The 26460-nt window shown below is 33.8% G+C and carries 29 protein-coding genes and 4 pseudogenes; 11 read left to right on the forward strand and 22 right to left on the reverse strand.

Going from position 1 to position 26460, the window contains the following annotated elements:
* Positions 1-7 precede the first annotated feature (7 nt).
* A complete protein-coding gene (gene cotH / locus AC0L0O_RS15005; protein WP_000937990.1) occupies positions 8-1084 on the reverse strand; it encodes a spore coat protein CotH in 1077 nt (358 codons plus the stop codon).
* A gap of 181 nt (positions 1085-1265) precedes the next feature.
* Between cotH and exsB the strand changes: the two genes are divergently transcribed.
* A complete protein-coding gene (gene exsB / locus AC0L0O_RS15010) occupies positions 1266-1826 on the forward strand; it encodes an exosporium protein ExsB (protein WP_042511427.1) in 561 nt (186 codons plus the stop codon).
* Between the two features lie 44 nt (positions 1827-1870).
* Here the strand turns inward: exsB and AC0L0O_RS15015 are convergent, their stop codons facing one another.
* The 6 genes from AC0L0O_RS15015 to AC0L0O_RS15040 all read right to left on the reverse strand — a co-directional run bounded on the left by AC0L0O_RS15015 (position 1871) and on the right by AC0L0O_RS15040 (position 6739).
* Complete coding sequence (locus tag AC0L0O_RS15015; RefSeq protein WP_000859194.1) at positions 1871-2482, reverse strand: phosphoserine phosphatase 1; 612 nt, start codon at positions 2480-2482, stop codon at positions 1871-1873.
* Between the two features lie 12 nt (positions 2483-2494).
* Complete coding sequence (locus tag AC0L0O_RS15020) at positions 2495-3040, reverse strand: short-chain dehydrogenase (RefSeq protein WP_000543134.1); 546 nt, start codon at positions 3038-3040, stop codon at positions 2495-2497.
* Between the two features lie 12 nt (positions 3041-3052).
* On the reverse strand, positions 3053-3469 hold the full coding sequence (gene fosB / locus AC0L0O_RS15025) for a FosBx1 family fosfomycin resistance bacillithiol transferase (protein WP_000911690.1): 417 nt from the start codon (positions 3467-3469) through the stop codon (positions 3053-3055).
* A 58-nt stretch (positions 3470-3527) separates the two neighbouring features.
* Entirely contained in the window at positions 3528-5189 is a 1662-nt protein-coding gene (locus AC0L0O_RS15030; protein WP_000824542.1) for a peptide ABC transporter substrate-binding protein, read from the reverse strand.
* Positions 5190-5265: 76 nt separating this feature from the next.
* The gene (locus AC0L0O_RS15035; protein ID WP_041185064.1) at positions 5266-6279 is read right to left on the reverse strand and encodes a DUF2628 domain-containing protein; all 1014 of its coding nucleotides are present in this window, start codon (positions 6277-6279) and stop codon (positions 5266-5268) included.
* A gap of 7 nt (positions 6280-6286) precedes the next feature.
* A complete protein-coding gene (locus AC0L0O_RS15040) occupies positions 6287-6739 on the reverse strand; it encodes a methylated-DNA--[protein]-cysteine S-methyltransferase (protein ID WP_000283894.1) in 453 nt (150 codons plus the stop codon).
* A gap of 133 nt (positions 6740-6872) precedes the next feature.
* Between AC0L0O_RS15040 and namA the strand changes: the two genes are divergently transcribed.
* Positions 6873-7910: an NADPH dehydrogenase NamA gene (namA, locus tag AC0L0O_RS15045; protein WP_001107019.1), complete on the forward strand. Its 1038-nt coding sequence runs from the start codon at positions 6873-6875 to the stop codon at positions 7908-7910.
* Between the two features lie 29 nt (positions 7911-7939).
* Here namA and AC0L0O_RS15050 read toward each other — a convergent pair whose 3' ends face one another.
* Complete coding sequence (locus AC0L0O_RS15050; RefSeq protein ID WP_001042743.1) at positions 7940-8599, reverse strand: oxidoreductase; 660 nt, start codon at positions 8597-8599, stop codon at positions 7940-7942.
* A gap of 115 nt (positions 8600-8714) precedes the next feature.
* Positions 8715-8864, reverse strand: a complete 150-nt coding sequence (locus tag AC0L0O_RS15055; protein ID WP_000540929.1) for a hypothetical protein — start codon at positions 8862-8864, stop codon at positions 8715-8717.
* 267 nt (positions 8865-9131) lie between these two features.
* On the opposite strand from AC0L0O_RS15055, the gene AC0L0O_RS15060 reads away from it, so the two are divergent.
* Positions 9132-10082 (forward strand): metal ABC transporter substrate-binding protein, encoded by a 951-nt coding sequence (locus AC0L0O_RS15060; RefSeq protein ID WP_001126172.1) that lies wholly within the window; start codon positions 9132-9134, stop codon positions 10080-10082.
* Between the two features lie 128 nt (positions 10083-10210).
* On the opposite strand, the pseudogene AC0L0O_RS15065 reads toward AC0L0O_RS15060, so the two are convergent.
* The 3 genes and pseudogenes from AC0L0O_RS15065 to AC0L0O_RS15075 all read right to left on the reverse strand — a co-directional run.
* A pseudogene (locus AC0L0O_RS15065) lies at positions 10211-10495 on the reverse strand (transposase); the annotation flags it as partial.
* Positions 10488-10958: a DUF6773 family protein gene (locus tag AC0L0O_RS15070; RefSeq protein WP_000413135.1), complete on the reverse strand. Its 471-nt coding sequence runs from the start codon at positions 10956-10958 to the stop codon at positions 10488-10490. The gene AC0L0O_RS15070 and the pseudogene AC0L0O_RS15065, both read right to left, overlap by 8 nt.
* Positions 10959-10971: 13 nt before the next feature.
* Positions 10972-11189: pseudogene (locus tag AC0L0O_RS15075) on the reverse strand (helix-turn-helix transcriptional regulator).
* A gap of 335 nt (positions 11190-11524) precedes the next feature.
* On the opposite strand from AC0L0O_RS15075, the gene AC0L0O_RS15080 reads away from it, so the two are divergent.
* On the forward strand, positions 11525-11971 hold the full coding sequence (locus tag AC0L0O_RS15080) for a hypothetical protein (protein ID WP_000713436.1): 447 nt from the start codon (positions 11525-11527) through the stop codon (positions 11969-11971).
* Between the two features lie 338 nt (positions 11972-12309).
* On the opposite strand, the pseudogene AC0L0O_RS15085 reads toward AC0L0O_RS15080, so the two are convergent.
* Positions 12310-12618 (reverse strand): annotated as a pseudogene (locus tag AC0L0O_RS15085) (TasA family protein); the annotation flags it as partial.
* An 853-nt stretch (positions 12619-13471) separates the two neighbouring features.
* On the opposite strand from AC0L0O_RS15085, the pseudogene AC0L0O_RS15090 reads away from it, so the two are divergent.
* Positions 13472-13657, forward strand: a pseudogene (locus AC0L0O_RS15090) (hypothetical protein).
* A 1159-nt stretch (positions 13658-14816) separates the two neighbouring features.
* On the opposite strand, the gene AC0L0O_RS15095 reads toward AC0L0O_RS15090, so the two are convergent.
* Positions 14817-15323: a hypothetical protein gene (locus tag AC0L0O_RS15095; RefSeq protein WP_000829051.1), complete on the reverse strand. Its 507-nt coding sequence runs from the start codon at positions 15321-15323 to the stop codon at positions 14817-14819.
* Positions 15324-15901: 578 nt separating this feature from the next.
* Complete coding sequence (locus AC0L0O_RS15100) at positions 15902-16153, reverse strand: hypothetical protein (RefSeq protein WP_000690661.1); 252 nt, start codon at positions 16151-16153, stop codon at positions 15902-15904.
* A gap of 144 nt (positions 16154-16297) precedes the next feature.
* Between AC0L0O_RS15100 and AC0L0O_RS15105 the strand changes: the two genes are divergently transcribed.
* Positions 16298-16492 carry a hypothetical protein gene (locus AC0L0O_RS15105; RefSeq protein ID WP_001042535.1) on the forward strand — a complete coding sequence of 65 codons (195 nt, stop codon included), beginning with the start codon at positions 16298-16300 and terminating at the stop codon, positions 16490-16492.
* Between the two features lie 481 nt (positions 16493-16973).
* Positions 16974-17207, forward strand: a complete 234-nt coding sequence (locus AC0L0O_RS15110) for an exosporium leader peptide-containing protein (RefSeq protein WP_000343258.1) — start codon at positions 16974-16976, stop codon at positions 17205-17207.
* A 39-nt stretch (positions 17208-17246) separates the two neighbouring features.
* On the opposite strand, the gene AC0L0O_RS15115 is transcribed toward AC0L0O_RS15110, so the two are convergent.
* Positions 17247-17393, reverse strand: a complete 147-nt coding sequence (locus AC0L0O_RS15115) for a hypothetical protein (RefSeq protein WP_003169370.1) — start codon at positions 17391-17393, stop codon at positions 17247-17249.
* A gap of 410 nt (positions 17394-17803) precedes the next feature.
* Here AC0L0O_RS15115 and AC0L0O_RS15120 point away from each other — a divergent pair, with 410 nt between their 5' ends.
* A complete protein-coding gene (locus tag AC0L0O_RS15120) occupies positions 17804-18274 on the forward strand; it encodes a GNAT family N-acetyltransferase (RefSeq protein WP_000172428.1) in 471 nt (156 codons plus the stop codon).
* Between the two features lie 96 nt (positions 18275-18370).
* Here the strand turns inward: AC0L0O_RS15120 and AC0L0O_RS15125 are convergent, their stop codons facing one another.
* Entirely contained in the window at positions 18371-19321 is a 951-nt protein-coding gene (locus AC0L0O_RS15125) for a CobW family GTP-binding protein (protein WP_255182069.1), read from the reverse strand.
* Between the two features lie 164 nt (positions 19322-19485).
* Between AC0L0O_RS15125 and AC0L0O_RS15130 the strand changes: the two genes are divergently transcribed.
* On the forward strand, positions 19486-20388 hold the full coding sequence (locus AC0L0O_RS15130; protein ID WP_000442794.1) for an aldo/keto reductase: 903 nt from the start codon (positions 19486-19488) through the stop codon (positions 20386-20388).
* 24 nt (positions 20389-20412) lie between these two features.
* Here the strand turns inward: AC0L0O_RS15130 and AC0L0O_RS15135 are convergent, their stop codons facing one another.
* Together AC0L0O_RS15135 and AC0L0O_RS15140 are read right to left on the reverse strand one after the other, a co-directional pair.
* Positions 20413-20997, reverse strand: coding sequence for a GNAT family N-acetyltransferase (locus AC0L0O_RS15135; RefSeq protein ID WP_001068756.1), 585 nt, complete (start codon positions 20995-20997; stop codon positions 20413-20415).
* Positions 20998-21081: 84 nt separating this feature from the next.
* Positions 21082-22545, reverse strand: coding sequence for a flavin monoamine oxidase family protein (locus tag AC0L0O_RS15140; protein WP_001168141.1), 1464 nt, complete (start codon positions 22543-22545; stop codon positions 21082-21084).
* A gap of 177 nt (positions 22546-22722) precedes the next feature.
* Between AC0L0O_RS15140 and AC0L0O_RS15145 the strand changes: the two genes are divergently transcribed.
* On the forward strand, positions 22723-22914 hold the full coding sequence (locus AC0L0O_RS15145; protein ID WP_000805513.1) for a DUF3896 domain-containing protein: 192 nt from the start codon (positions 22723-22725) through the stop codon (positions 22912-22914).
* A 105-nt stretch (positions 22915-23019) separates the two neighbouring features.
* Positions 23020-24021, forward strand: coding sequence for an LLM class flavin-dependent oxidoreductase (locus AC0L0O_RS15150; protein ID WP_000594069.1), 1002 nt, complete (start codon positions 23020-23022; stop codon positions 24019-24021).
* A 45-nt stretch (positions 24022-24066) separates the two neighbouring features.
* On the opposite strand, the gene AC0L0O_RS15155 is transcribed toward AC0L0O_RS15150, so the two are convergent.
* The 3 genes from AC0L0O_RS15155 to AC0L0O_RS15165 form a co-directional block, all read right to left on the reverse strand.
* Positions 24067-25011, reverse strand: a complete 945-nt coding sequence (locus tag AC0L0O_RS15155) for an alpha/beta hydrolase (RefSeq protein WP_473785846.1) — start codon at positions 25009-25011, stop codon at positions 24067-24069.
* 224 nt (positions 25012-25235) lie between these two features.
* Complete coding sequence (locus AC0L0O_RS15160; protein ID WP_000488190.1) at positions 25236-25691, reverse strand: DUF3939 domain-containing protein; 456 nt, start codon at positions 25689-25691, stop codon at positions 25236-25238.
* A gap of 106 nt (positions 25692-25797) precedes the next feature.
* The gene (locus tag AC0L0O_RS15165; protein WP_000105198.1) at positions 25798-26241 is read right to left on the reverse strand and encodes a Dps family protein; all 444 of its coding nucleotides are present in this window, start codon (positions 26239-26241) and stop codon (positions 25798-25800) included.
* Between the last annotated feature and the right edge of the window lie 219 nt (positions 26242-26460).

Genomic DNA, 26460 nt, shown 5'->3' on the forward strand with positions numbered 1-26460 from the left:
TTCAAAATTAATCCAATTCATGTAAATGATCTTGTATATACTTTCTTCTTTTATTTATATATTCCTCAATCACACCAGGTTCTTGATCAAAGGTTTCTAATTTTTCTTTCATATATGGATCTTGTAGTAAATAAGGACGTATTGCTTCACATAAACTTTCTACTTTCGGCATCATAAATGAAACCGTAAATTGTTCTTCTAATATTTCTTCCAAAATACTTCGGTATTGTTTTCTAAATACAGGTATATCTAACAATCTTGCACTTAACGTGTTATAACCTTGAATACGAATATATTCATGATTAAGCGGTCTCCCTTGTACATCACGCCCCCAAGTCGCATCATAATCCCACGGTATCACTTCAAATAAATTTGTTTCATCGTTATGGTATAATGCATAGTTATGAACAAAACCATCAAAGTTTTGTGTAAAAATAACGCCAGCTAACCATCGTAAATACTTATCAACATTTAGAAACTTCCCAATTTCTTTTTCATACGCTTCCCTCGACAAAGCGTTCGCTTGAAATACAAATTCACTCAATTGTTCTTCACTATGTTCATTCGAATATTTAAATTCATAACCCGCAAAAAGCTCAGTCTTAACATCTTTATCTCTTTCACTCATTAAAGAGAAATTCGCATCATCATCTATCGCATAATAAATAGAACCACTAGGTAATCCTCTATTTTTCAAAAAGTTTTCATCAACTGATTCTAACTGTAAATATACTCCTTGAATTTGACCATTAATTTTTATAAATACATGTTGTGATTTCGGTGAAAGTACACCAATATCATGAAAAAAATCTAAAGATAATTTATTTCGTATGAGAGACGGATCCATAAACTCAGAATTTAAATGAAACTCTTTTGCACCTTGAAATTTTTTTGGCTTATAAAACATAACATGATAAGACTTTTTCTCAAATTCACGAATATGAGCACCCCGATATACGATATCAATATCATACTTCTTTTTTCCATAAGTTAATTTTGCTGGTACTGGACTGTCTGACCAAATGTCTTTTTTCAATTCCACTACGTACATTGGATGAATAAAAAAATCATATGAAGGTAGCATATTTTCACATCCCTTCTCAGTTCTCTTCATTCAATGTATGCACTTCGCCTTGTCCATACATCCGCTATCAACCATTTATATAAAAATACACTCTTGTCCTGTTCAGAAATATACCTACATACATATCCTGTTAAGGAAAAAGAATACCTTTTCAATTAAATACATGATAAGGAGGATTTCTATGAAACGTGATATTAGAAAAGCTGTCGAGGAAATCAAAAGTGCTGGGATGGAGGATTTCTTACACCAAGATCCAAGTACATTCGAATGTGATGACGACTGTTCTTCAAAAATTGAGTGTAGCGATGATTGTAAATGCCCAAGAACAAGATGTACTCGCGTGAAACATTGTACGTTCGTCACAAAATGTACTCACGTTAAAAAGTGGACATTCGTTACGAAATGTACTCGTGTTCGCGTTCAAAAATGGACATTCGTTACAAAAGTAACACGTAGAAAAGAATGCGTTTTAGTTACAAAACGCACTCGCAGAAAGCATTGTACATTCGTTACAAAATGTGTACGCTTTGAAAAGAAATTTTACTGGACAAAACGATGTTACTGTAAAAAATGCGAATTCTTCCCGAATGGACACGGTGGCTCTTGTGATGATTCATGGGATCATGGTAAAGACTGTCACGATGATGGACACAAATGGAATGATTGCAAAGGCGGACATAAATTCCCATCTTGCAAAAACAAGAAATTCGATCACTTCTGGTATAAAAAACGTAATTGCTAGTTTTTATCCCTACAAAAAAGGCCGTTTTGCGGCCTTTTTTTCGTTTATTGAAAGTGACTTATATCTGCAAATTGCTTCACTTCACCTTTACCATCTTCAAATTCTATTATACTTAGACTAGCACTATGCATAAACGGATCATCCCATACATTTTCTATTTCAATACCCGCAAAATGTCCTACAAGTAATTTTGCCGCTGCCGCATGGGAGACAATTAATATACTTTCTCCTTTATGCTTTTCTAATAGAAGCTGCATCCCCTCAATTACCCTTTTATGAACAGCCTCAAAATTTTCTCCTGATGTTGACTGAAAAAGATGTGGCTCATTCCAAAATAACTGTATGTCGTCTGGGTATTGTCTTTCTATATCATCAATCGTCTGTCCTTCCCATATACCCATGTTAATTTCATAGAAATGCTCATCCGCGATTATCGGTATATCACGTTCGCCCTTTATTAACTCTGCAGTATGAAGGGTTCTTTCACTCGGACTACTATAGATCGCATGGATAGATAAATCTTTCATTCGCTCTCCTAATTGCTTAGCCTGCAGTATACCATTTTCAGTTAAAGTAGAATTCTTCCGCCCTTGCATTCGCTTCGCTACATTCCATTCCGTTTCACCATGCCTTGTTACATATACCGTTGTCTTCACTTCCATTCCCCCTTACCATGTCGGCCGTAATTCCCACGGCTCTACTCTTCCTACAATCCATTCATCACATTTACTTTCAATTCCTTTTATTACCCCATCCGATATTTCTTCATGAGTAAGCCATCTTGCGTATGTATCTTCTAATATAAAACCTAAAATTATTCTATGATAGCTACATCGCTTATCCCATATTTTGTGTGAGGCTATTCTCGACGCTTTACTGCCTAAAATATGAAAAACGTCGTATGTTTCAGACGACAAGTCTAATTCTCTACAAATGAGTGATAACGCATCTTTTGCACTTGCGTGTATCCATGCGACAACCAATGTTATTGGGCCATTCCTCTCAATTGTATCTTTAATAGCTAACTTTACACCGTCATCATTATGATAATCTAACGGAAGGCATGTGATACTTTCAGGTGTAGTACTCTCCCGTTTAACATTTTCTAATTTCACTTCATCTCTTCCAATAATAGAAACATGAAACCTTTTCTCACAAAGCCATATAGAAACCCTCTTTAGCATTCCTGTTCCACCAATTACAAGCGCATGCAACTTCTTTCCCCTTTAGTAAAACGTCATATGAGGTTTATCTTCCCTATAGTAATTAAGCCTTTCTTGCAATGTCCCTGAATGAAATTCAAACTTATGCCCGTCTGGATCAACAAAATATATAGATTCACAATCCCTTACATCCCGTTCTCTTCCTTGTAAAATATGAACATCGTTTTCTTCTAATCGCTGCAGTAGACGTTCAAAGTCTTTCTGTTCAACAGAAAACGCAATATGTGTATAAGATTGATGAATCTCTTTTCTTGGAATATGTATTTCTTCATTAAGCGCTATCCATACTCCACATATATTAAAATATGCAAGTTTTCTTCCTCTAACTAATAATTCTCCTTCCAATACTTTTTCGTAAAATGTAATAGAATCTTCTAAATTAGATACTGAAAAACAAAGATGATTGATTCCTTTTAACAACTCTAATTCCTCCTATACAAATAAAAGATGAGCGAAAATTCACTCATCTTTTATTATACTATTTTTTTGTAATATATGCCCATTTATAACTGAAGTCCCCACCAAACGTATGATTTGCAATACCTTTTACGTATGGTTTCTCTAAGTATGCGGTACTTTGTTGGTACGTAGGAGAAATGGCAGCATCTTGACCAATTAAGATTTTTTCAGCTTCTGCTAGTGCATTCCAGCGTGCTTTATCATCTTTTAATAGCTCTCCTTTTGATTTCGCTACTAACTCATCATACTTCGGATTAGAATAATCCATTTCATTAAATGAGCTTCCCGTAACGAACATATCAATATAAGTCATTGGATCTGGATAATCTGGACTCCATGCAGATAAAGAGAATTCATATTCAAATTTCTTTTCTAAATCTAACTTTTGCTTATATGGCTGTTGTTTTAAATTCACTTTAATACCAGGTAAGTTTTTCTCTAACTCTTCTTTAATAAAGTCTCCTACTTTTTTCCGACTACCGTTGTCATCATTTAGTAATTCTACTGTGATTGTATCTTGACCAAGTTCTTTCTTCGCTTCTTCCCATAGTTTTTTTGCTTTTGCTGCATTATCTTTACTGTCACGGAAATTTTTATTTACAGAACGGAAATCTTTCCCATCTGGTCCTGTCGTAAATTTTTCAGGTACTAGGAAGTATGCTGGCAATGATCCATCATTTAAAATAACATTTGCAATTCCTTTTTTATCATATGCCAGATCAATCGCTTCACGAACTTTTTGGTTTTTAAACGTTGCATTCTTCTGGTTAAAGCGTAAGAAATACATACGCGGATCTAACTTCGTTTTAAATTCATCTGGTTTATTCTTTTTATATTTATCAACAAATTCAGAACTTAAAATAACTCGGTCTGCTTGATCACTATCATATAAATTTACTCCCGTGCTCGTTTCCTTTACAATATTCACATTAATTTCTTCTAATTTCACAGTATCTTTATCCCAATAATTAGGATTTTTCTTTAACTGATAACTTCGTTCATGTTTCCATTCACTCATTACAAATGGGCCATTGTATAATAGTTTATCTGCTTCTAATGCATATTTATCCCCTTGTTCTTTCACATATTTTTCATTTAAAGGGAAAAATGTTGGGAATGAAGTAAGCTCAAGGAAATATGGTGCTGGTTGTTCTAATTCTACTACTAATGTTTTATCATCCTTCGCTTTCACCCCTAATTGATCTAACGGTAATTCTCCTTTATTGACTTTCTGTGCATTCTTTACATCAAATAAAATAAATGCATACTCAGCTGCCGTTGCTTTATCTAATGTACGTTGCCATGCATATACAAAATCTTGCGCTCGAACTGGATCGCCATTAGACCACTTTGCGTCTCGTAATTCAAATGTATATATTTTTTTATCTTCACTAATTTTCACATCTTTTGCCATACCTGGAGTTGGTTTATTATCCTTATCTAAACGATATAATCCTTCCATTGCATTTACAAAGGCACGGAATGATACAGAGTCTGTTGATTTTGACGTATCCATTGAAGGAATTTCTGCTGTTTCTAGTAAGTTTAATACTTGCTTATCCGCTGCTCCCTTACCTGCTTCTTTCTTCGTTGTAGATGCCTTCTCCCCATTTCCGCAACCTGCAACTAATACACTAGTCGATAATGCAACTGCAGCAATCGTTGTTACCTTTCTCTTCATTCTTCCTTCCCCCAATCTATATGTATAAATGAAAGCCAGTATAATATATATTATTATACAAAAGATTCAGATTATTTCAAATATTATTTTCGTATACACAAAAAAGAAGTGGATAGATCGTTCTTCCATCCACTTCTTTCTCTATTGCTTTTACTTGTAATCCATCCTCTATCTCAAATGGGTTTTGAACTTTAAATATTTCGTCCAATATCTTCAAAAACTCTTCTTCATTTTTAGATTCTCCATTAATCATAAGTGAGTACGGCTCAATCTCACCCAATTTATAATCAACAATAAATTGGATCGTAACCTTTTTCTTCGACATATCCGGAATATCCCCTTGGAACTCTACCAATTCTAATCCTTCCGTGCCACGATAATATGCCCAACCCGGATTTCTAAAATAATTTTCAAACGATTCACCAATGGAAAAGAACGGATATTCATATAGCGAGCTTGTACGAACTTTTTGAATAATATCTCGATCAGTCGGGAAAAAGAAATGGCTGAAAAAAATACTAGCAACCGCTAAAATCGTAACGATTGTTGCTCCCATTTTACTCGTTCCACCACTATCACGAATGAGGTACTTTTCAACCGATCCATCTTGAATTTCTCTTGCTTTTATTCGATATATACGCCTTTCTGCAAATTGATAATATAATCCATTCGCAAAAATCGCCATTCCAAATAAAATAAAAACGAGTAATAGAAACGTAAGAGGCACCATATTAATGATCGGCAATGCTACGTTGAAGCCCATATAATAAGAAAACGCATCACACGCTAATAATAACACTACAAATAAAGCTGCAGGTAAATAATACTTACGATATCCGAGCCAACCTACATTAAAAATAGCTGCCCAACCATTCCAGCTCCACCTAGCAATCCGCTTTTCCTCAAGCTCCCATTTCCTTTTGTAATACGGATATTGTCTCCCTACATATACTTCTAATTCCTTGTCTATTAGCGAACTTCCTTCACTCTGTTCAGTATGCAAAGTCCGCTGGCAACTTTCACAATTTAACTGATTTCCCTCGCAAAGTTGCCCACAATTTATACATTTCAAAACAATCCCTCTTCTCATCCATACGTCATTTCAAAATACCTTCGTGTTTTAATAACCACTCTTTCCTCCATAAACCGCCCGCATACCCAACAAGTTTCCCGCTCTTTCCTATTACACGATGACACGGAACGATTATTGAAATCGGATTGCGACTATTTGCTCCTCCTATTGCTCGTACAGCTTTCGTATTTCCGACTTTCTCTGCAATATCTAAATATGAAGCACTTACGCCATAAGGAATCGTATAGAGCGCATCCCATACATTTTTTTGAAATGCTGTTCCCTCAGGAGACAACGGGACTGTGAACTCTTTTCTATTCCCCTTAAAATATTCATCGAGCTCATTTATACATTGATCTATCATTTCATTTGTATGTTCTTCTTGTCTCTCATCAACAAATATAACAGACGTAATTCCTTTATCGTTCGCTGTAATTTCTAGCAAGCCTAATTCACTTTCATAATAAGCTTGGTACATATGTCATCCTCCAATTCAATTCATATTCATTATTGTAACACGAATAGACAAAATTTTTCGTATAAGCGTTTTATTCGAGAAACAAAAACGAGAATGATACAATGTAAGAAAATTCAATCTAGGAGGCTATTGGATGAATTACAAACTTTTTTCACCTTATACAATTAAAGACGTTACATTAAAAAACCGGATTGTTATGTCACCTATGTGCATGTATTCATCAGAAAACGAGGATGGCCAAGTAACGAATTTCCATCTCGTTCATTATGGAACAAGAGCTGCCGGTCAAGTTGGTTTAGTAATGATTGAAGCAACAGCCGTGTTACCTGGAGGTCGAATTTCAAATAAAGACTTAGGCATTTGGGATGACAGTCTAATTGAAGGCTTACATAAAACGACAACTTTTATACATGATAACGGGGCAAAAGCTGCCATTCAACTCGCTCATGCTGGAAGAAAAGCTGAATTAGAAACGGATGCTCTCGCTCCATCCGCAGTTCCGTTTAATGAAACTATGAAAACACCAGTAGAAATGAGTAAACACCAAATTAAAGATACTGTATTAGCTTTTCAGCAGGCTGCAATACGATCAAAACAAGCTGGATTTGACGTTATTGAAATACATGGCGCCCACGGTTATCTCATTAATGAATTTCTTTCTCCGCTTTCCAATAAGCGGACTGATGAATATGGCGGTTCACCTGAAAACCGCTATCGTTTCTTACGCGAAATCATTGACTCGATAAATGAGGTTTGGAACGGACCGTTATTTGTTCGTATTTCAGCAAATGATTATCACCCTGACGGGTTAACGGTTCAAGATTACGTTCAATATACGAAATGGATGAAAGAACAAGGAGTAGATTTAATCGATTGTAGCTCTGGGGCTGTTGTACCTGCACGCATCGATGTTTATCCTGGGTATCAAGTACAATACGCTAAACATATTAAAGAACATGCTAACATTGCAACTGGTGCCGTTGGATTGATTACGACCGGGGCACAAGCAGAGCAAATTTTAACTAATAACGAAGCAGATTTAATTTTTATCGGACGTGAGTTACTTCGCAATCCTTACTTCCCAAGAATAGCCGCCAATGAACTTGGCTTTGAGTTAGAAGAACCGTATCAATACGAGCGAGCGCCTGGGAAAATTAGTACAAATAAATAAAACCGAGAAGCTTTTCTTCTCGGTTTTATTTATTCTATCGTTGTAATTTCATTCGAATTATAAATGTGGATACCTGATTCTTCTCGCAATGCAGTTATATACATCCCTTTTGCAACATCTTTAGCTGAAATTGGTTTATACTTTTTGAATGCTCCTTTAAATATAAAAGGAATAATACGAGATAATTTTTCCGCCATTCGTTCACCAAAGCGAAATTCTTGTCGATTTCCTACTAATAAAGATGGTCTAAAAATGTGAATACCACCGATTACTAACTTTTGTAATTCCTCTTCCATTCTTCCTTTCACTTGTGAATAAAAGAAAAACGATTTAGGATTTGCTCCCATTGAGGACACAACAAGGAAATTTTGCACCCCTTGTTTTTCAGCTAAACAAGCCGCTCGTAACGTATATTCATAATCTACCTTTTTGAAATTAGCTTTTGTTTTTGCTTTTTTGATTGTTGTTCCTAGACAACTAAATACGTCATCTACAGCAAAGAACTCTTTATATTCCTCTAATGCCAAATAATCCACTTGTTTTTGCTGTAACTTTTCATGTTGCCATTGGATTGGTTCTCTTACAAAAATAGTAACCGAATCGTAGTAATCTGATTCAAGTAATAGACGCGTTATCTCTTGTCCAACTAAACCACTTGCACCAAGTACTAACGCTGTTCGCTTATTCATATATGCATATACCTCTTATTTTACTTTTCTCTCCTTCAGTAACATACAACTTTTAGGAGTTTCCTTCTCTCATTTTACCACAAGTAAAGCACTATGCGTACGCATAGTGCTTTACTCACTCTTTTTTCTCATCTTTCTCTCGTAATTTTGTGACTGTTGATGCATCTCCTAAATTACTTATTAATCTGCTTAAAAAAATTAAGACTACGGCTAATGGTAATACTACCGCTAATATCAACAAAATAGCTTCCATTAAGTAACCCAAGCACTCATCCCCCTCTACACCCTCCTTTCATATATATGAACACAGCGTTGTCACATATGCATGTATCCGCAAAAATAACACATCTATATTTGACAACTTTATAACAAAATCAAATCGTAATGATTATTATTTATTGCAACTTTATAAAAGATGTATTATACTAAGTTCGCAAACTAAAACGTAATTATTCCGTTTTGTATTAAAATGATATGTTTCTTCTATAATTGGGGAAAATATATCCGTAAAAAAAGAAAAGAGGAGAACTTCATGCCTAAAAGATTGACTATATTTTCATTCTTACTTATTTTCACTTTAATTTTTACTGGCTGCTCAAATACAAAAGAAGGTAATGCCAAGAAAGACGGAAAGCTAACTGTTTATACAACTATTTTTCCCCTTGCAGATTTTGCAAAAAAAATTGGTGGCGACTATGTAACGGTTGAAGCGATTTACCCACCTGGTGCAGATTCTCATACATTTGAACCAAGTCAAAAACAAACAGTACAAGTTGCAAAAGCCGATTTATTCGTTTATAACGGAGCTGAATTAGAGCCATTTGCTGAAAAAATGGAAAAATCATTACAAAAAGAAAATGTTAAAATTGTAAATGCATCAAAAGGTATTGAACTGCGTACTTCTACTGAAGAAGAGCATCATGATCACGGAGACGGCCATAAAGAAGATGAACATCATCACGATAAAGATCCACACATTTGGTTAGACCCTACTCTAGCAATGAAACAGGCAGAAAAAATTAAAAATGCACTTGTAGCATTACAACCTGACCATAAACAAGAATTCGAAAAAAACTTTGCAGCACTTCAAACAAAATTTACTGATTTAGACGATCAATTTAAAGCAGTTGTTGCGAATGCAAAAACGAAAGATATTTTAGTTTCTCATGCAGCTTATGGATACTGGGAACAACGCTATGGCCTAAAACAAATTGCTATCGCTGGTATTTCAGCTTCTGATGAACCTTCTCAAAAACAGCTTGCTGATATTACAAAAACAGTAAAAGAACATAATCTAAAATATATTTTATTTGAAACATTCTCTACTCCAAAAGTAGCATCCGTTATTCAAAAAGAAACGGGTACAAAAGTTTTACGCTTAAATCACTTAGCCACTATTTCTGAAGACGATGCGAAAAATAATAAAGATTACTTCACTTTAATGGAAGAAAACGTGAATACATTGAAAGAAGCTACTAACTAATCAACTTTTGATAAGAAGAGGCTGTCTCAAAAGGTCTTTAAACAAGGCCTTTTGGAGACAGTTTTTTATTTTATCTTTAATATGGATGAGAAACGCCCGGTTATAGTAGAAAATCAACAGATTTTCTACTATAACCGGGCATTTTTCGCTTTGGATTGAGCTGTTGTTGTCCATTTCCATAAATTATGGGCAACACAAATAAAACCCCATTCCAGTCGATTTTTGGAAAGGCCTCTTAAGGAAAAACGTTGGAAGAAGCGATTCTATTTAATATGACCGAATACGGGTTCTACCTCTATTTGTCGTTTTACATATAATTCTTTACCTTCTTTTGCACGTAAACGTTCTCGTACTTCTTTTAGCTGTTTTTGATTTTTGACAGAGACGCTAATAGATTTTGTTTCCTTATATTTTATTGGATCTCTTCCATGCTATTACTGTAATAAGATATTGTATACCAAATAGGAAAGCGAAAAGTATAATAAATCTTGCTATTACTGCTATCCATCCAACGAAATCTTCAGGTAAATTATATTTGTATGTAGTAGCACCTATTGCTACAAAACACAAAATAAAGGTATCACTCATTTTTTCTTTTAATTTTTCTTTTAATTGTTCTTTATTATTAATATCTGTTTCATAAACACCAGTTAGAATAGATTTAATAAAGAAGAAAATCATATAACAAATTATAATGGCTAATGAAGCAATCCATTCTAGGAATGGGCGGTGTAGATATGCTCCCCTTATAATAACATCAATAAAAGCTAAAATTAGGACAACAATTCCAGATTGAGCCCAAATTTTCATTTCGATTTGTTGAATTCTTTCATCTGAGTGTGTACTGAGTGAAAACCATTTTTTTAGTTTTTCCATTTTAGAGTTCCTCCTAAAATAATTTATCTAAACTCTTATCTAATGTTTTAGCTATATGTATACAAAGTTTTAAAAAAGCGTTAAACTTATTACTTTCAATATGACTACTGGTTTTTCGCGTAGCGTTTACAATATCGGTAAACTCCAGTTGAATTAGACTTTTTTTACTCTTGCAATTTTCTCTTTACTTATAGACTTTAAATACGTCTCATTAGTAAATGATAACTTCATACCTTAAATCTTATATTCTGTATATTAAATTATTAATCACATAGATGCAATATATATTTTACATTAAGATGTATATACATTACCAATCTCTTTATTTTTGTATCTAAAACTATCCTACAAATATAAGAATAGAATTTTTTTCTGTAGACGCCTTTTTCTTTTAGTTATTTTCGTATCCCCAATGTAACAGCAAGTGATTTATGTATCCGAGTTTTGGTGTACTTTATATTAAATATGCATAATTACATAATCATTCTTTATATAACGATATTGAAATTTACATTTTTAACCTGTAAAATACAGGATGTTAAATAAATACCTAAGGGGTTGTTAATATGAAAAAATTTATAGGCATGTTAGCTATGTGTTTTGCACTTACACTAGCATTTTTACCAACTATTTCAAAGGCGGATTCTTCTCCACTACGAAGTGTTAGCATTAGTGCTGTAGGCGATAATAACAAAATGTATAGTGCAAGTTCTTACTTAACTATTCCTGTTCTTAAAGGCGATTACCTTTATGTGAAAGTTAGTGAAGTAGGTACACCGGATTCATATTCTGAGACTTTGACTATTAATGGTGTTAGATATGCGGGAAGTTCTTTAGACGAAGTCAGTTCTTATACTGGTCCATTCGGATCTGAAAAAACATTTAGATTACGTATTAAGGATTCTTACATCTTCTCAAACACACCAAATTCAACAAACACTATAGCTTTTGAAGCTAGAGTTCCTTTCTCAATGCAAGTATTATCTAAAAACATATCGGTTCATGTAGAATAATTTATAACATTATCATTAATAAAAAATACATCCCTATAAGGATGTATTTTTTATTTAATAGAAACACAATTTGAACTTATCGTTATAGAAAAAGCGGCATCATAAAAATGGTGAACTTAATATTGTTCAAAGTTACTTATACTTATCTCCCAATTAATTGTGCAATCTAACCTTTTTATCAACTAAGGAATAGAATCTAAAAAAAGAAAATCGTCATCAGTTTTTTCACCCATATATTTATGAGGAGCCTTACCATTCGCGATAAACTCTTCAATTTTAATACAGTTCTTTTAATTGTACACTATACGTTTAAACATATAGTATACAAACTGTTACACTTACTTTTCTTCACCACTTGTTTGTATGGAATTAAACGTCCAATTTAATTTCAATGCATCCCCCTGAAATACATTTTGGTCTTCACCGCTATCTACAAATGTGAACATTACATAAAATGTATCATCATCACCAGGAGCAAGTCCATTTCCTTCTCGATCTACAATACCTTTCTTTACAAGGTCAGGAATACTTCCATTTTGCGTAGCTACCTTTAATTCAGATAATGTAGTAGACCATACTAGAACTTCATTTTTATCCAAATCCCACAAGAAATCCACACGAATATGATCACCAAAATCAGCATTTCCAATCTACTAATAGGAGGACATATACCTACGAAATATAGCTCTAAATTTTGTAAAGAATTTTTTGATATATTACTAATTAGCTTACCAGAAGAAATTTCTTTAGCTAGTGATTTGCCAACCCTTCTTGTTTACTATCAATGAATTTTTAAAATTTTTTTCGTTTAGGGGCTACTTTAAAATCTTAAGTTGATGGGCATGTGGCGGACCGATACTATTATTCTTGCTTTTAAATTCTTTTCAGTATATTATATTTATATGGTAATATAGAAATTACGGTATACAAAAAGGGATCAAACCTATTAGTAAGATTTAAATCCTTTTCAAAGATAAAAAGATTTTATCAAAACGGAATATAACTTATGCTTGTCTTTTTAAGATATATTTAGTAAAAACACATTTTTTATCAATACAATTGTGTTTTCAATATAAATGGAAACTTTTAAATAGAAGTTTATTTACTTTCAATGATAGGAGTGAGCCGTTCTAAAACATAGAGAAATACGGCACCCTACATAGTAATCTGACAAACTTGAGAGATTTTGTATGTAGTTTATTCATCTCAGATACAACAAAAGAGTCTTACCTATCTAGGCAAGACTCTACTAGTTTAGTTATATAATATTTACATAACAACTAAGAAACTAAAAACATATAACACCAAGTAGCAGAACCCTATTATTCCTCCTACAGCTAATACCTGTTTAGCCCAACTTTTAATTTTCAGATTACTGTAAATCACTTGTACTCTTTCCATATTTCCTCCTATTAGGGAAAACCCTTAAAGACTCACACCTCGCTATGATACCATTAAAGAATGACTAATAGAGCCTAATTTTTGTCTAAACGTATAAATATGCAATATTACATACGAAAATGTATTGTTATAAATGTAAACGCTTACTATAATAAGGTTATAAAGATTCACACATCTTAATACAAAAACAGAGGAGAGAATAATATGGAAATCGCAATGGCAGTTTTAAAATTTATTGGTGGAGCAATCCCATTAATTCAAGAACTTCTAAAAGCCTTTATGTAATTTCATTATTTAGCAATTCTTTATAAATATTATCATACAAATGATCTGTATATCAAAGATGAATTGATTTACAGATCATTTGCGTGAGCAAGGTCCCTTTAACATTATTGAGGGACTTTTTTTATTTTTTAAATACTTAAGGTTACGTCACATCAAAATCAAGTTAGCAAAACAAAATAAAAAATACGCCACCCATTCCTATGATTCTACAAAAAGAATAGCGTATTTTTCATTTTGGAGCATTATAAAACTTTAACTTGATAGTGATTGAGTAACAGTTGTGATTTAGACATAAGATAAGATTATATACAGATTATCCACCGATATGTAGAGGATGAAGAATACACTTGCGATATTGAAACGATTGAATTAAAGAACTTGATATTAGTATGGTTAACAGAATGTGAAAATTACTTAAAAAATTGTGATCTTAGCTAAACAAGACCAAGCCCCCTCCTCTCCAGGACGGTCTTGGTCTTGTTTACGTTCACATACAAATTATTATTGGTATTGTTTCATGTGTTCCCTTTTAAATTATGTACGTTTACTTTACCATCGATAACCACTGACTAACGTCTCCTATTCAATCGTACAGATTACCTATTCCATATTCTAAAGGACCCCTCTTTGTTAAAATGATAAAAATAAAGAGAGATACTTGTCCCTCTCTCAATAAGTACTTTTATTTTTAAATTTTACATCAGCCCTTTTAATATTAAACCCAAAACTGACATAGTGATTGCGCTAATAATAATTCGTAGAATCCAAGTTGTATTCATGCTAATCTTTTCTAATTGCTTATTAATTGTAGCGATGTCTTTCTCATTAATTGTTGTGCGAGTTTCTAAATTACGAATATCTCACATAATTTCTTTTTGTTCTGCTTTTAAACTGTCAATTTTTCCATAAACATCTTCCAATACGTTCACATTATTTTATAATATTAATAAAGCAATATTTACATGATATGAGACAACCTTATTCATGGTGAATTCTTTGCAGGAAATTCCATACAAAATCCGTATTTTGTTAATAATAAAATACGAAGAAATTCATTTATTTTCCCCTTTGAATAACTTTTTTACAAAGAAAAAAGACCTTGTAAATTACAAAGCCTTTTTTCTTATATGTAAATTTACAACTTTCATTTTAGTATTAGTTAAATCCCCCCACCAGGCTCAGTATTAGATGGTGCTCCTGTATTTCCATGTGCGTAACTCGGAGACCATGTATCTTCCTTATTGTAAGAAGGCGCCCCTCCTGTATACCCATCCGATTCTAACTTCGGTGCAGGGAAATGTCCATGAGTATAAGTTGGTGCTCCACCATGATCTCCATCAGCGTCTAACCTCGGTGCAGGAGTATCTCCTACATTAAAAGAAGGTATTGGATAGTCTCCATATCCATAAACTGGTGCTCCTGTATGCCCATGAGTATAGGATGGTGCTCCACCTGTATGTCCATGTGCATAACTCGGAGACCAGCCCTCACCATGGGTATAAGTTGGTGCTCCCCCATGATTTCCATGTGCATATGCAGGCGCTCCTCCTCCATCCCCTTCTGAAGCCGCTTGAACAACCCCTCCACCATTTCCATGAGTAAAACCAAAAATTCCAAATCCTAAAACAGATAAACCTACGACTGCTGTACCAATTCTTCTTTTCATAATCGCTCTCCTCTATGTGTATTTCATGTTATTTGAAATGAACATATTATGGATATCAGTCATGATGAAAATTCGACTCATTTCATTACCATATATTTATACTTCTATGTATTTTTTTGTAAAACCTTCTTGAAATCTGAAGAAAATGGTTATTTTTTGTAAAAAATCAAATGTAGTAACAAATTATTCAATTCACAATTTAGGCTTCTTTGCCTAGCCACGACCACCACCTCATTTTAATCAAAGAATCATATTAAAAAAACATAACGTCTTGTTTTTTTCGTTCGTTGTGTTCGTTCGTTGTGTTCGTTTGTTTTGTGCAAAAGAAAAAGCACCTACTGAATAGATGCTTTTTTCTCTTTTCCGCCATTTCTCACAATACAAATATATCACGATGATTTCAAAACAACCGGCACAATTCTGCCAGTAATTTAAATCTTTTTTTGGTTTTTCTATAAATTCTATAACTCTTTTTTTGATTTCGTTCAATTTGTTAATTCTCATAGGATTTACATACTTACTAACGGATAAGTTAATGTAATTTACATAGTAAATTACATCTTGAGGGAGATCAGCAGTTAGCTTTTGCTAGCTGCTCTTTTGCTCATATAAAGTAGTTTTTCTTGAGCATCCTCAGCAGCTTCTTTTCTGTCGAATTCTCCCCATCCATTACCGCTGCAAATTTCATCACCACAAGAACTACAAATTAATTCATATTCATTGCACTCACAACCACAAGGTTCTCCACAAAGCATATTCGTATAATCAATATCTTCTTCAGTATTGTTATGGCCACACTTGTTACATTTAAAGTTGTAACCAATTTTCATTCTCCTTTCCTACCCAAATAGCGTTTTTGTTCAAATTTCTCCTGTACTTATATACGTCCCTGTATATCCAAAAACAAAAATATAGTAAAATACATTTATAAGTTCGTTTAATACTTAAATCTATTGAGAACAGGAGGTCTGTATATGAATAAAAGACTTAATGTGTTAATGAAAATTACGCCTTTCCTAAGTGTACTTTTTATCTTAATTGGAATATCTATGGCAATACTCGGTGCATTAGATCATAACCACAAAATGTTTATGGGTTCACTATTCGTAATTGTACAAGCTGCACTTGTAATTACATATACTAAGATGTTTAAAAAAATTGGTTTCTAAAACTTTGAATACCAGCTGAAATGTTCAGTAGATCTACTTATCATTTCAGCTGTATTTCCCTATTTAAATAAGGATTTCATTAAAAACTTACATGTATATATTTTTCGTTATATAATTAAGATATCGATATATTAGGAGTGTTAATCATGTCAGGAACGATAATGATTTTGTTATATATTTGTTTCGGATTAAGTGCAGTTTTCAGCTTAATAAAAGAATTGAAAAAGCCACAGAAAAACCAGTTCTTGATTTTAGTTGATTCTCTAATTTTGCTAGGAGCCTTAATCCTAGTAGGTAGTATCTTCATCTAAATTACATAACAAGAACTACATTAGGGAGCAAGCAGTCTAGCGAAAGCTAACTGCTTTTTTATTAAATAACTATTTTATTAAATTTCATATATACAATCGCTTGTCCATTTCATTTGGCTCTACCCACGCATTTACTATTAGTAATATGAATTTTTCAGAGGTGGATTTTATTGGACGAGTTTTTATCCTCCGCTGCATTAAATCCAGGTTCAGTCGGACCGACACTTCCACCTATGCAACCTTTTCAATTCCGTACAGGTCCCACTGGTTCAACGGGTGCTAAAGGGGCAATCGGTAACACTGAGCCTTATTGGCATACCGGACCACCTGGCATTGTTTTGCTCACATATGACTTTAAATCTCTCATAATAAGTTTTGCATTTCGGATACTCCCCATATCATGAATACTAATTACATGTCTTCTTGTTGCAAACTGTAGCTTTCTAATCGTAGCGAGTATCACCACACAATGGTTGATGTTCATGTGCTTCTGTATGTTCATGTTTATCCATCTCATATTCTTTTAAATGTTTCCACTTGACCTTGTCGTCAATATACAGAACTTGCAGTATGGTGGCGTTTTTCTTCATATATATCTTCCTGGAATAAATTGCAGTTTCTCTAATCTAGATTGATCTACCACTACTTCTGATGCAGTAAGAGTCGGTAAACGAAAATTGAGCTTGCATTCTCCATCTTTTTTACACCCCTTGGCAAGATTTCTCCTGTAGGATATTACATACAGCAGACAATACAAAACCAAGTGCCCCTTCAACGAGCGCAATGTGCAGTGAATAAAAATATTGAGCTCACCAATGGAGATGCTCTTATTAGTATAATGAAGCATAAATATTAAAGAGGTTGCCCAAAAGTAGCTATTCAGCTACTTTTGGGCAACCTCTTCTTTTTTATGTGTTTCTGCTTGACTTGACCAAAATAACAAGTAAAATTATCCATATTAGCTTTTAAGCTATATTAATTTAGAAGGTGAGTTGGAATTATGACTCTTCACATTTGTGAAGTAACAGAAAAAAATTGGCGTTCGGTAGCTGCTTTAAACGTCGCAAAAGACCAGCAGCAATTTATTGAAAGCAATGCGTTTTCTTTAGCAGAATCATTATATGAGGGAAACGGAACGTCAGTAGGTTTATATGATGGAGAAACACTTGTAGGATATGCAATGTATGGATGGTATTGGGAAAAACGTAAAAGCGTATGGTTAGACCGCTTTATGATTGACCAACAATATCAAGGAAAAGGATACGCAAAACGTTTCCTTCGCTTACTTATTCAATTCTTACAAAATAAATTTGAATGTAAAACAATTTATTTAAGTTTACATCCAGACAACAAACCCGCAATGGGATTATATGAGTCATTTGGCTTCCGTTTAAATGGCGATATTGATGATGAAGGCCCTGTTGTAGGTGTTGTAATGGAGTTACTTTTAGATGAACATACAAGCCTGTGAAAACAGGTTTTTTTAGTCCTTCGTTTTTGGCAATCTAGTATTTTTCTACAAAACACTTAGTTAAGTCCAAAAAATAAGCCTGCAATAAACGCAGACTTATTTCACACACTCCTCGAAATGTGCTTGGAACCATTCTTTATTAATATCTTTTCCGATAAAAACAACTTCACTTACTCGATCTTCGCCCTCTTGCCACTCTCTATCATACGAAGCAGCAAACAGTGTATGCACACCTTGGAAAACGATGCGTTTATCTACTCCATCAATTGATAAAATTCCTTTGTAGCGATATAAATATTCACCTAGTTCTTGAACGACAGCTGACATCCATTCATTCAGTTTTTGTAAATCTAGCGGACGCTCTTCGCGTAGTACAAACGATTTTACACCTTCTAGATGATTATGCTCTGTATGAGGATAAATTTGTAACGTATCTTTCGTTTTAAACGTTTGAATTTTTAGTAACGATGGAATATCCACATCACAGTTAGTCGACTGAATTAACTTTGCAGTCGGGTTTATTCCTTGCAATTCATGTAAGAGATTTTCTTTTTCACTCTCTTCAATTAAATCTAACTTATTCACTAATACAACATCAGCAAATGCAATTTGTTCTTTTGCTTCTAGTCCTTTTTCAAAATGTTTATGTATATGATAACTATCTACTACTGTTACAACACCGTTAATTTGGTATGCAGATTGAATAACAGGATCTAAAAAGAATGTTTGAATAATAGGACCTGGATTTGCAAGACCAGTTGTTTCAATTACTAATCCATCAAAGTCCATTTTACCTTCTGCTTTTACATCCAGTAATTGTTTTAACGCAACGAGTAAATCTTCCCGCACAGTACAGCATAAACAGCCGTTTGTCATTTCCATAATTTCTTCTTCAACATTCATAATCAACTGATTATCAATACCAATTTGCCCGATTTCATTTACGATCACCGCTAATTTCTGACCGTGATTCTCTGTTAAAATACGATTTAATAATGTTGTTTTCCCAGATCCAAGAAAACCAGTTAATATTGTTACTGGAATCATTTCGTACATCTCCTTATAGCTATATGTTTTTACATTATAACATATAGAAATAATCGTTTTTGTAGCAAAACATATTTATTGTTTGTACGCCCCTCTAACTATATAATAATATGTAGTAAGAAAGCCTTTTCAAAAAAATAATCATTCATCAAGGGGGTACTATAATGGAACGAGTTCAAATGGCCGAAACACTCGAATTTTCTCGTATTATTCAAGGTTTTTGGCGTTTAGCAGAATGGAATATGACGAAACAAGAATTACTTTCTTTCATTGAAGATTGTATGGATATGGGAATTACTACTTTTGATCATGCTGATATTTATGGCGGTTATACGTGTGAAGGACTGTTCGGAGAGGCATTACAACTAAAGCCTTCTTTACGTGAAAACATGCAAATCATCACAAAATGTGGAATCGCTCCCCCATCACCGAAATTTCCAGAGCGATATGTTGCTCACTACAACACTAGTGCAAAACATATTATTCAAAGTGCAGAAGCATCACTTAAAAATTTACATACAGATTATATTGACGTATTACTTATCCATCGTCCTGATCCTTTCATGGATCCAAATGAAGTGGCAGAAGCGTTTTTACGCTTAAAGCAAGAAGGAAAAGTTCGTCATTTCGGTGTATCTAACTTCTTACCTTCTCAATTTAATATGTTAAGTTCATACTTAGATTTCCCGCTTATTACGAACCAAATTGAAGTATCTGCACTGCAACTTGAGCATTTTGAAAAAGGAACAATTGATTTATGTCAGGAGAAACGAATCAACCCAATGATTTGGTCACCTCTTGCTGGCGGAGAAATCTTTACTGGTCAATCAGAACGCGCTGTACGTGTACGTGAAACCGTTCAAAAAGTCGCTACTGAACTAGGTGTTACTAGCATCGATACTGTTATGTATGCATGGTTACTTGCACATCCAGCTAATATGATGCCGATCGTTGGCTCTGGTAAATTAGATCGTGTTAAAACGGCCGCTCTTGCTACAAAAGTTAACTTAGACCGTCAACAATGGTTTACAATTTTCGAAAGCTCTAACGGACATCCTGTACCATAATACACAAAAAGAAGAGCCGTTTCTTTACAGCTCTTCTTTTTCATATGTATTTCTCGTCATAGCAAAGACACACATATCTCTTAATCCATTTCCATCTACTGCAACACTCGCACTTTCTAACGTACCTTCTAATTTGAAGCCCAATTTTTCAGGGATCGCTCTACTCTTCTTATTTAAAGCATCACAACGAATTTCTATGCGGTTTGCTTTTAGTTCAGAAAAGGCGAAATCCGTTATCCCCTTTGCAGCCTCTACCATATAGCCCTGTCCACTAAACCTTGAATCAATCCAATACCCGATTTCAAATTGAGGTATATCCCAATTAATACGATGCAATCCAGCTGATGCAATAAATTCACCTGTTTCTTTCGAAAAAACTAGTAACCTTAAATCCTCACGCTGCAAAAATTGAATATGCGATTTTCTAATGCTCACTTCTACTTCTTCCTCTGTTTGCTCTTTCTGTGCAAAAACCATCCAAGGTTTTAATTCTTGCATAGATGCTTGTATGGCATCGTATACAACTTTACCGTCACCCGGTTTCGGCATTCGAATACATAGCCTTTCGGTATAAAATTCAGAAGGAAAATCGAATAATAATGGATTCACTGTAAACACTCCCTATAATTCTTTTATATATAATAATATCCATCTCAAACTATACAGTAAAGATAATTCTGAAATTTACATATTTTATTCATTCACCTCTTCCGCTACACGAACCCCAGATTCAATTGCCCCTTGAATCCATCCATGATATAACGTCGTATGGTCTCCAGCGAAGAATATTCTTCCCTCTGGTTTGACAATCGCTGGTTGCAACTCTGATTCTTGACCTGCCTGAAATAGCGCAAACCCTCCAAGTGCATATGGATCCAATGTCCAGCTTTTTGATATACCAGACAAGAATTCATCATATACTTGACCACCTAATATCGTTGCTAAGTTTTGTAATGTATAATAAATACGGTCACCCTTTGACAATCCATCCCATAACAACGCATCATAAGACCATGTATAGCTTCCTAGCATCATAGCCGGTCCCTTCTCTCCAATTCCATAGCTTGGATAATAAGCGTAACGAATTGGCAAATCCGTTATAATTCTGCCACCTAATTGTCCTTGTTCTTCCCAAAATCGACTTTTAAATTGAATTCCTATTTTTGTTGCTGGCATATAATGCAATTCGCGAATTGCTTTCCACTTTTCATGAGATATAGAATCAAAGGGCTCAACTTCCACAAAACGCATTGTCGAAAACGGAATGGTAACAATAACTAAGTCCCCTGTAATACTACTATATTCAAACGTTTCTTCGTTTCGATAGAAAGCTGTCACACCGTTATCACGTTGATGTAGCTTCATTAATTTTTGATTATATATAATATTTTCTTCTAATTGTGGTAAAAAGGACTTTGGTAATCTATCATTCCCACCTACTATTTCACAAAATCCACTCTCCTCTTGCATAATATATAAAAAACGTAATGTCTCAACAAATGAACGTTCTAAAAAACCTTCTAAATCTAATAGAACACCGATCATCTCAATCGTTACTGGCGAAAAATATGTATTATATTGATACGGATGATACTTTAAAAATTGTCCTGTAGAGTATCTCCCAAAATCCTTTACTACAACATCCCAATTTTTCTCTGGGTTCTTTTTTATAAAATTTATAATAGGCTGTACCGCTAACAATAATAGCTCCTCAGACGTTTTCCCCACTTCATTCATTTCTACAGGATACTTTAATATACTTGGATCTTTTTCATATTGTTTTAATGTCGTTTTCCGGCCATTTACGTAAATGATATCAGTCTCATTCCTATTAATAAAAGGGCTCACCTGTAGCCCAAATTTTCTTATATATGCCATCGTTAATGTATGCGAATACGGAATTCTCATTGCCCCTACATCCAAATATAAACCGGTATCTTCCATTCTAACTGTCTCTATGCGGCCACCTACCCGGTTATTTGCTTCAAAAATCTTCACTTCATGTCCCGCAGCTTTTAATAAAGATGCCGAAACTAATCCAGCCATGCCAGCCCCTACTACAATAATTTGCTTCGGGCTCGTCGTCTTCTTTAATCCTTTATTTATAATTTTTAACGTTTCATCCATCTCAGTGTTATACATTATATCTTTCTGCACAATTCCACCCCTTACTTCATCAAATGGGCATTAGTCGTTTAGTGCATTTTATTCATAAATTTCCATAAACATAACAACAGAGCAAGTTGAATATTCACTAAAAATACATAAGAGATCGCTCTCACAGCTCTTCACGCTTCGTATAATATAGCAACAGCAAATAAGGAGTGGTTAAAAATGAAACCAACTTACGACTACAATGCTACAAAAAAGTATTTAGAAGAAAAGAAACAACAGCTATGCAACAAGCTTAATAGTTTGCATCTATCTAAAAAAGAGCGTGAACAAATAAAACTTGAGATTGATAACTACGAATATATTTTAAATGTAGTCGAAATGAATCATTATGAACGAGGATTTTCACATTAAAAGTGGATATATAATTTATCCACTTTTAATTTTGAGCATTTCATTACGCATTTTTCGTAAGTAAATATATAATAGGATGTACATTAAGATTGAGAGGTATATTCTATGATCAAATTAAGTGTATTAGACCAATCCCCTATTTCAGATGGTAGTACAGCAACCCAAGCTTTTTCACATACAGTTACGCTTGCGCAAGAAGTTGAAAAACTCGGATATACACGCTTTTGGGTATCAGAGCATCACAATTCTGTAAGCCTTGCTGGTTCAAGTCCAGAAATACTTATTTCTCATATTGCAGCAAAAACGGAGCGTATGAGAGTTGGTTCGGGTGGTGTTATGTTACCTCACTATAGCCCGTATAAAGTTGCTGAGAATTTCCGTGTTTTAGAAGCGCTTTATCCAAATCGTATTGACCTTGGTGTCGGCAGAGCACCTGGCGGTATGCCAATTGCAACTCGCGCACTTCAAGAAGGAAAAATGGTCTCACTTGATCAATATCCAGAACAAATTGCAGATGTTGCAATGTATTTACATGATCAAGTACCAGAAAACCATCATTATGCGAATTTAAAAGCTACTCCTGTGATTCCAACATCTCCCGACATGTGGTTGCTTGGCTCTAGTGGAGAGAGTGCAAAGATCGCTGCACAGCAAGGTGCTTCTTTTGCATTCGCACAGTTCATAAACGGATACGGTGGACCCGAGGTAATGGAGGCCTATCAAAAACAATTCCAACCTTCCTATTTAGGAGATAAACCAAAATCAATCGTCGCTATTTTTGTTATTTGCGGAGAAACAAATGAAGAGGCGGAAAAAATTGCTTCAAGTTTAGATTTATCAATCTTATTACTAGAACAAGGAAAGCGTACAACTGGTACTCCTTCTATCGAAACTGCTCAAAATTATTCATATAGCACGTATGATTTATTCCGTATAAAAGAAAATCGTCAACGTATGATAGTAGGCGACCCGTCTTCTGTAAAAGAAAAAATCATAAACTTAAGCAAAGCGTACAATACTGAAGAATTTATGATTGTCACAATTACTCATCGATTTGAAGATAAATTAAATTCTTATCGCTTATTGGCAAATGCTTTTAATTTATAATTTTAAAAAGGAGATACATCACATATGATGCATCTCCTTTTCTTACTACTTATTGTTTTCATTCCCTATATATTCAATAGCTTCTTTCAATACCTCATCAAAGTAAATAGGATAATCATGATTTAAGTTAGGTATAACTTTATACTTATGTTCTATATTCTTATCTCTTAATAATTGTACAAATTGCTGTGTGCATTCGAAACAATCTTCATCTTGATCACCGCAGACTATATACCCCTTTATATGTTTATCCTGTAATACTCCCAGCAACTCATTCCATTCTTCAATCTCTGGAAGCCACGGTGCCATAAAAATAAAACCATCCACAGCTATATCTTTTTGTAAAACCGTGTATAAAGCTACTCCTGCACCAGCAGAAAAACCACCAATTATTACTCTTTCTACTGTATGATTTTCTATAAACTTAACGTAATGCTCTTTTAATCCTTCCTTCCCTCTATGTATATCATCCCAAACAAACCCATCTGAAAACTGAATTTGCGAAGACTGTGGTAAAGCTAACGTATAATCTTGTGACAAAACAGATTTCCAATACGGTTCTATTATTCCTATATTTTCTTGATCACCGTGCATTGCAATAAATAGTTTTTCTTTTTTCTTGCCTTCTATATATTTCACGTCTGCTCGTTCTGTTTTCTTTGCTAACTCTTCTCTTTCTTTACATAATTGAACCATTTTATGAAACTCTTCAAATTTATGTAATAATTTTAAATCGTCGTCAGAAATTAAATACTCATATCCATACCAAAAACCCTTTTCTATAATAGCTTCCTTCATTACATGCAACGCTTCTTCTTCAAGTCCTGCTGCACTCGCTAATGCATATTTAAAATTATATATTTGAGCCTCATTCCCTACTATACCTTTAGCATGCTCCATTATATAAGTATACGCTTCCAAACTTCCTTTACTTGCATAGCAATGTAACGTTTCATTTAATAATTGAATGTAAGTCATACTATTTTTCATGCACCCATCCCCCGTAACCTTTTATAATATTTATTTTTCAAACCTTTATACCATTCTGTAATCGTTATATAACTCAAGCTAACAATAACTTTATTCTTAAAATGATACTCAATTATTACTCCTCTTTACCCAATAAATTTAGTATAAAGTTGAATAGACTGAAAAATCAATATTTTTATAAACAAAAAAAGACAACAATATATTTATTGTTGTTCTCCATACATCTACCCACTCTTTTGTTTTTTTCTATCTGGTTTACTTGAAACTAAATAATGTTTTTCCGAAATATATAAATCTCTTTTTAATATACGATCTAAGTAAGGACCTAGTTTCATTCCGCATATGAGGCGATCTTCACTACCTTCTACAATTGGAAACATTTCTTTTTCTGTTACATATTGGTCTACTGCCTTTTGCACAATATCAATTTCTTTCACTAGGTTTAAGTTTTCTTCTGTATGTTCAAATACCTCAAGCGTTTCCTTCGTAATCAGAAAAATATTTGTTGGAAATGCAGGTAAATACGGCTTTAACAAATCATAATTTACTGTATAATCATCATTTACTAATACTGTATAAACGATATTAGCATTCTTTTCTAGAAACTGAGCCATCGCTTGTTCCAATTCATCTTTCGTAATTTCACGCTCTTCTTTTCCAGTTTTGAAAAAGCGAAACATCGCATCGCCTCCTTTTTACTATATTATAGCATAAAAGAAAACTGAAAAATCACAAAAAAGTCATTGAAAGAATTTTTCAATGACTTTTTTCTTTATATTCTTATATTTATTTTAAGAACGCACTTAGCATCCATACGTGTTGCTCTAATGTTGTATGAATTGCTAACAACATGTCCGCTGATGTTTCATCTCCAGCTTCACCAGCAACTTCCATGCCTTCTTTTAGTTCTTGAATAAGTGCTGAGTAATCATTTACTAATGTTTGCACCATTTCTTCTGCAGATTCCTTGCTTGTTCCTTCATTCACACTAGATGTTGCAAGATATTCTTTCATCGTCGCTAACGGCTTACCTTCCAATGCTAAAATACGTTCTGCTAATTCATCAATATACGTTCCAGCTTCATTGTAAAACTCTTCAAATTTCTCATGTAATGTAAAGAAGTGTGGTCCTGTCACATACCAGTGATAATTATGTAGTTTCACATATAACACATTCCAGTTTGCTACCTGCTTGTTTAATACTTCAACAACATTTGTTTTCGTACTCATACAATCCACTCCTCTTATCATCTTGTAATGATTATCTTTTCATAACCTATTTACATATTACCATACATTTCCTATCCTTTCGAACGATTAGCTCATATGTAACAAAGTTTTAACACCTTTAATACTTCCCTAATATGTATTAATTCATGTATGTTTTCAAACACTTCATACGTCTAATTGTCCAAGCTCCTACATATGCATAATAGTAAATCAAGCTCA

The organism is Bacillus sp. GS3m_15504, from assembly GCF_055825275.1.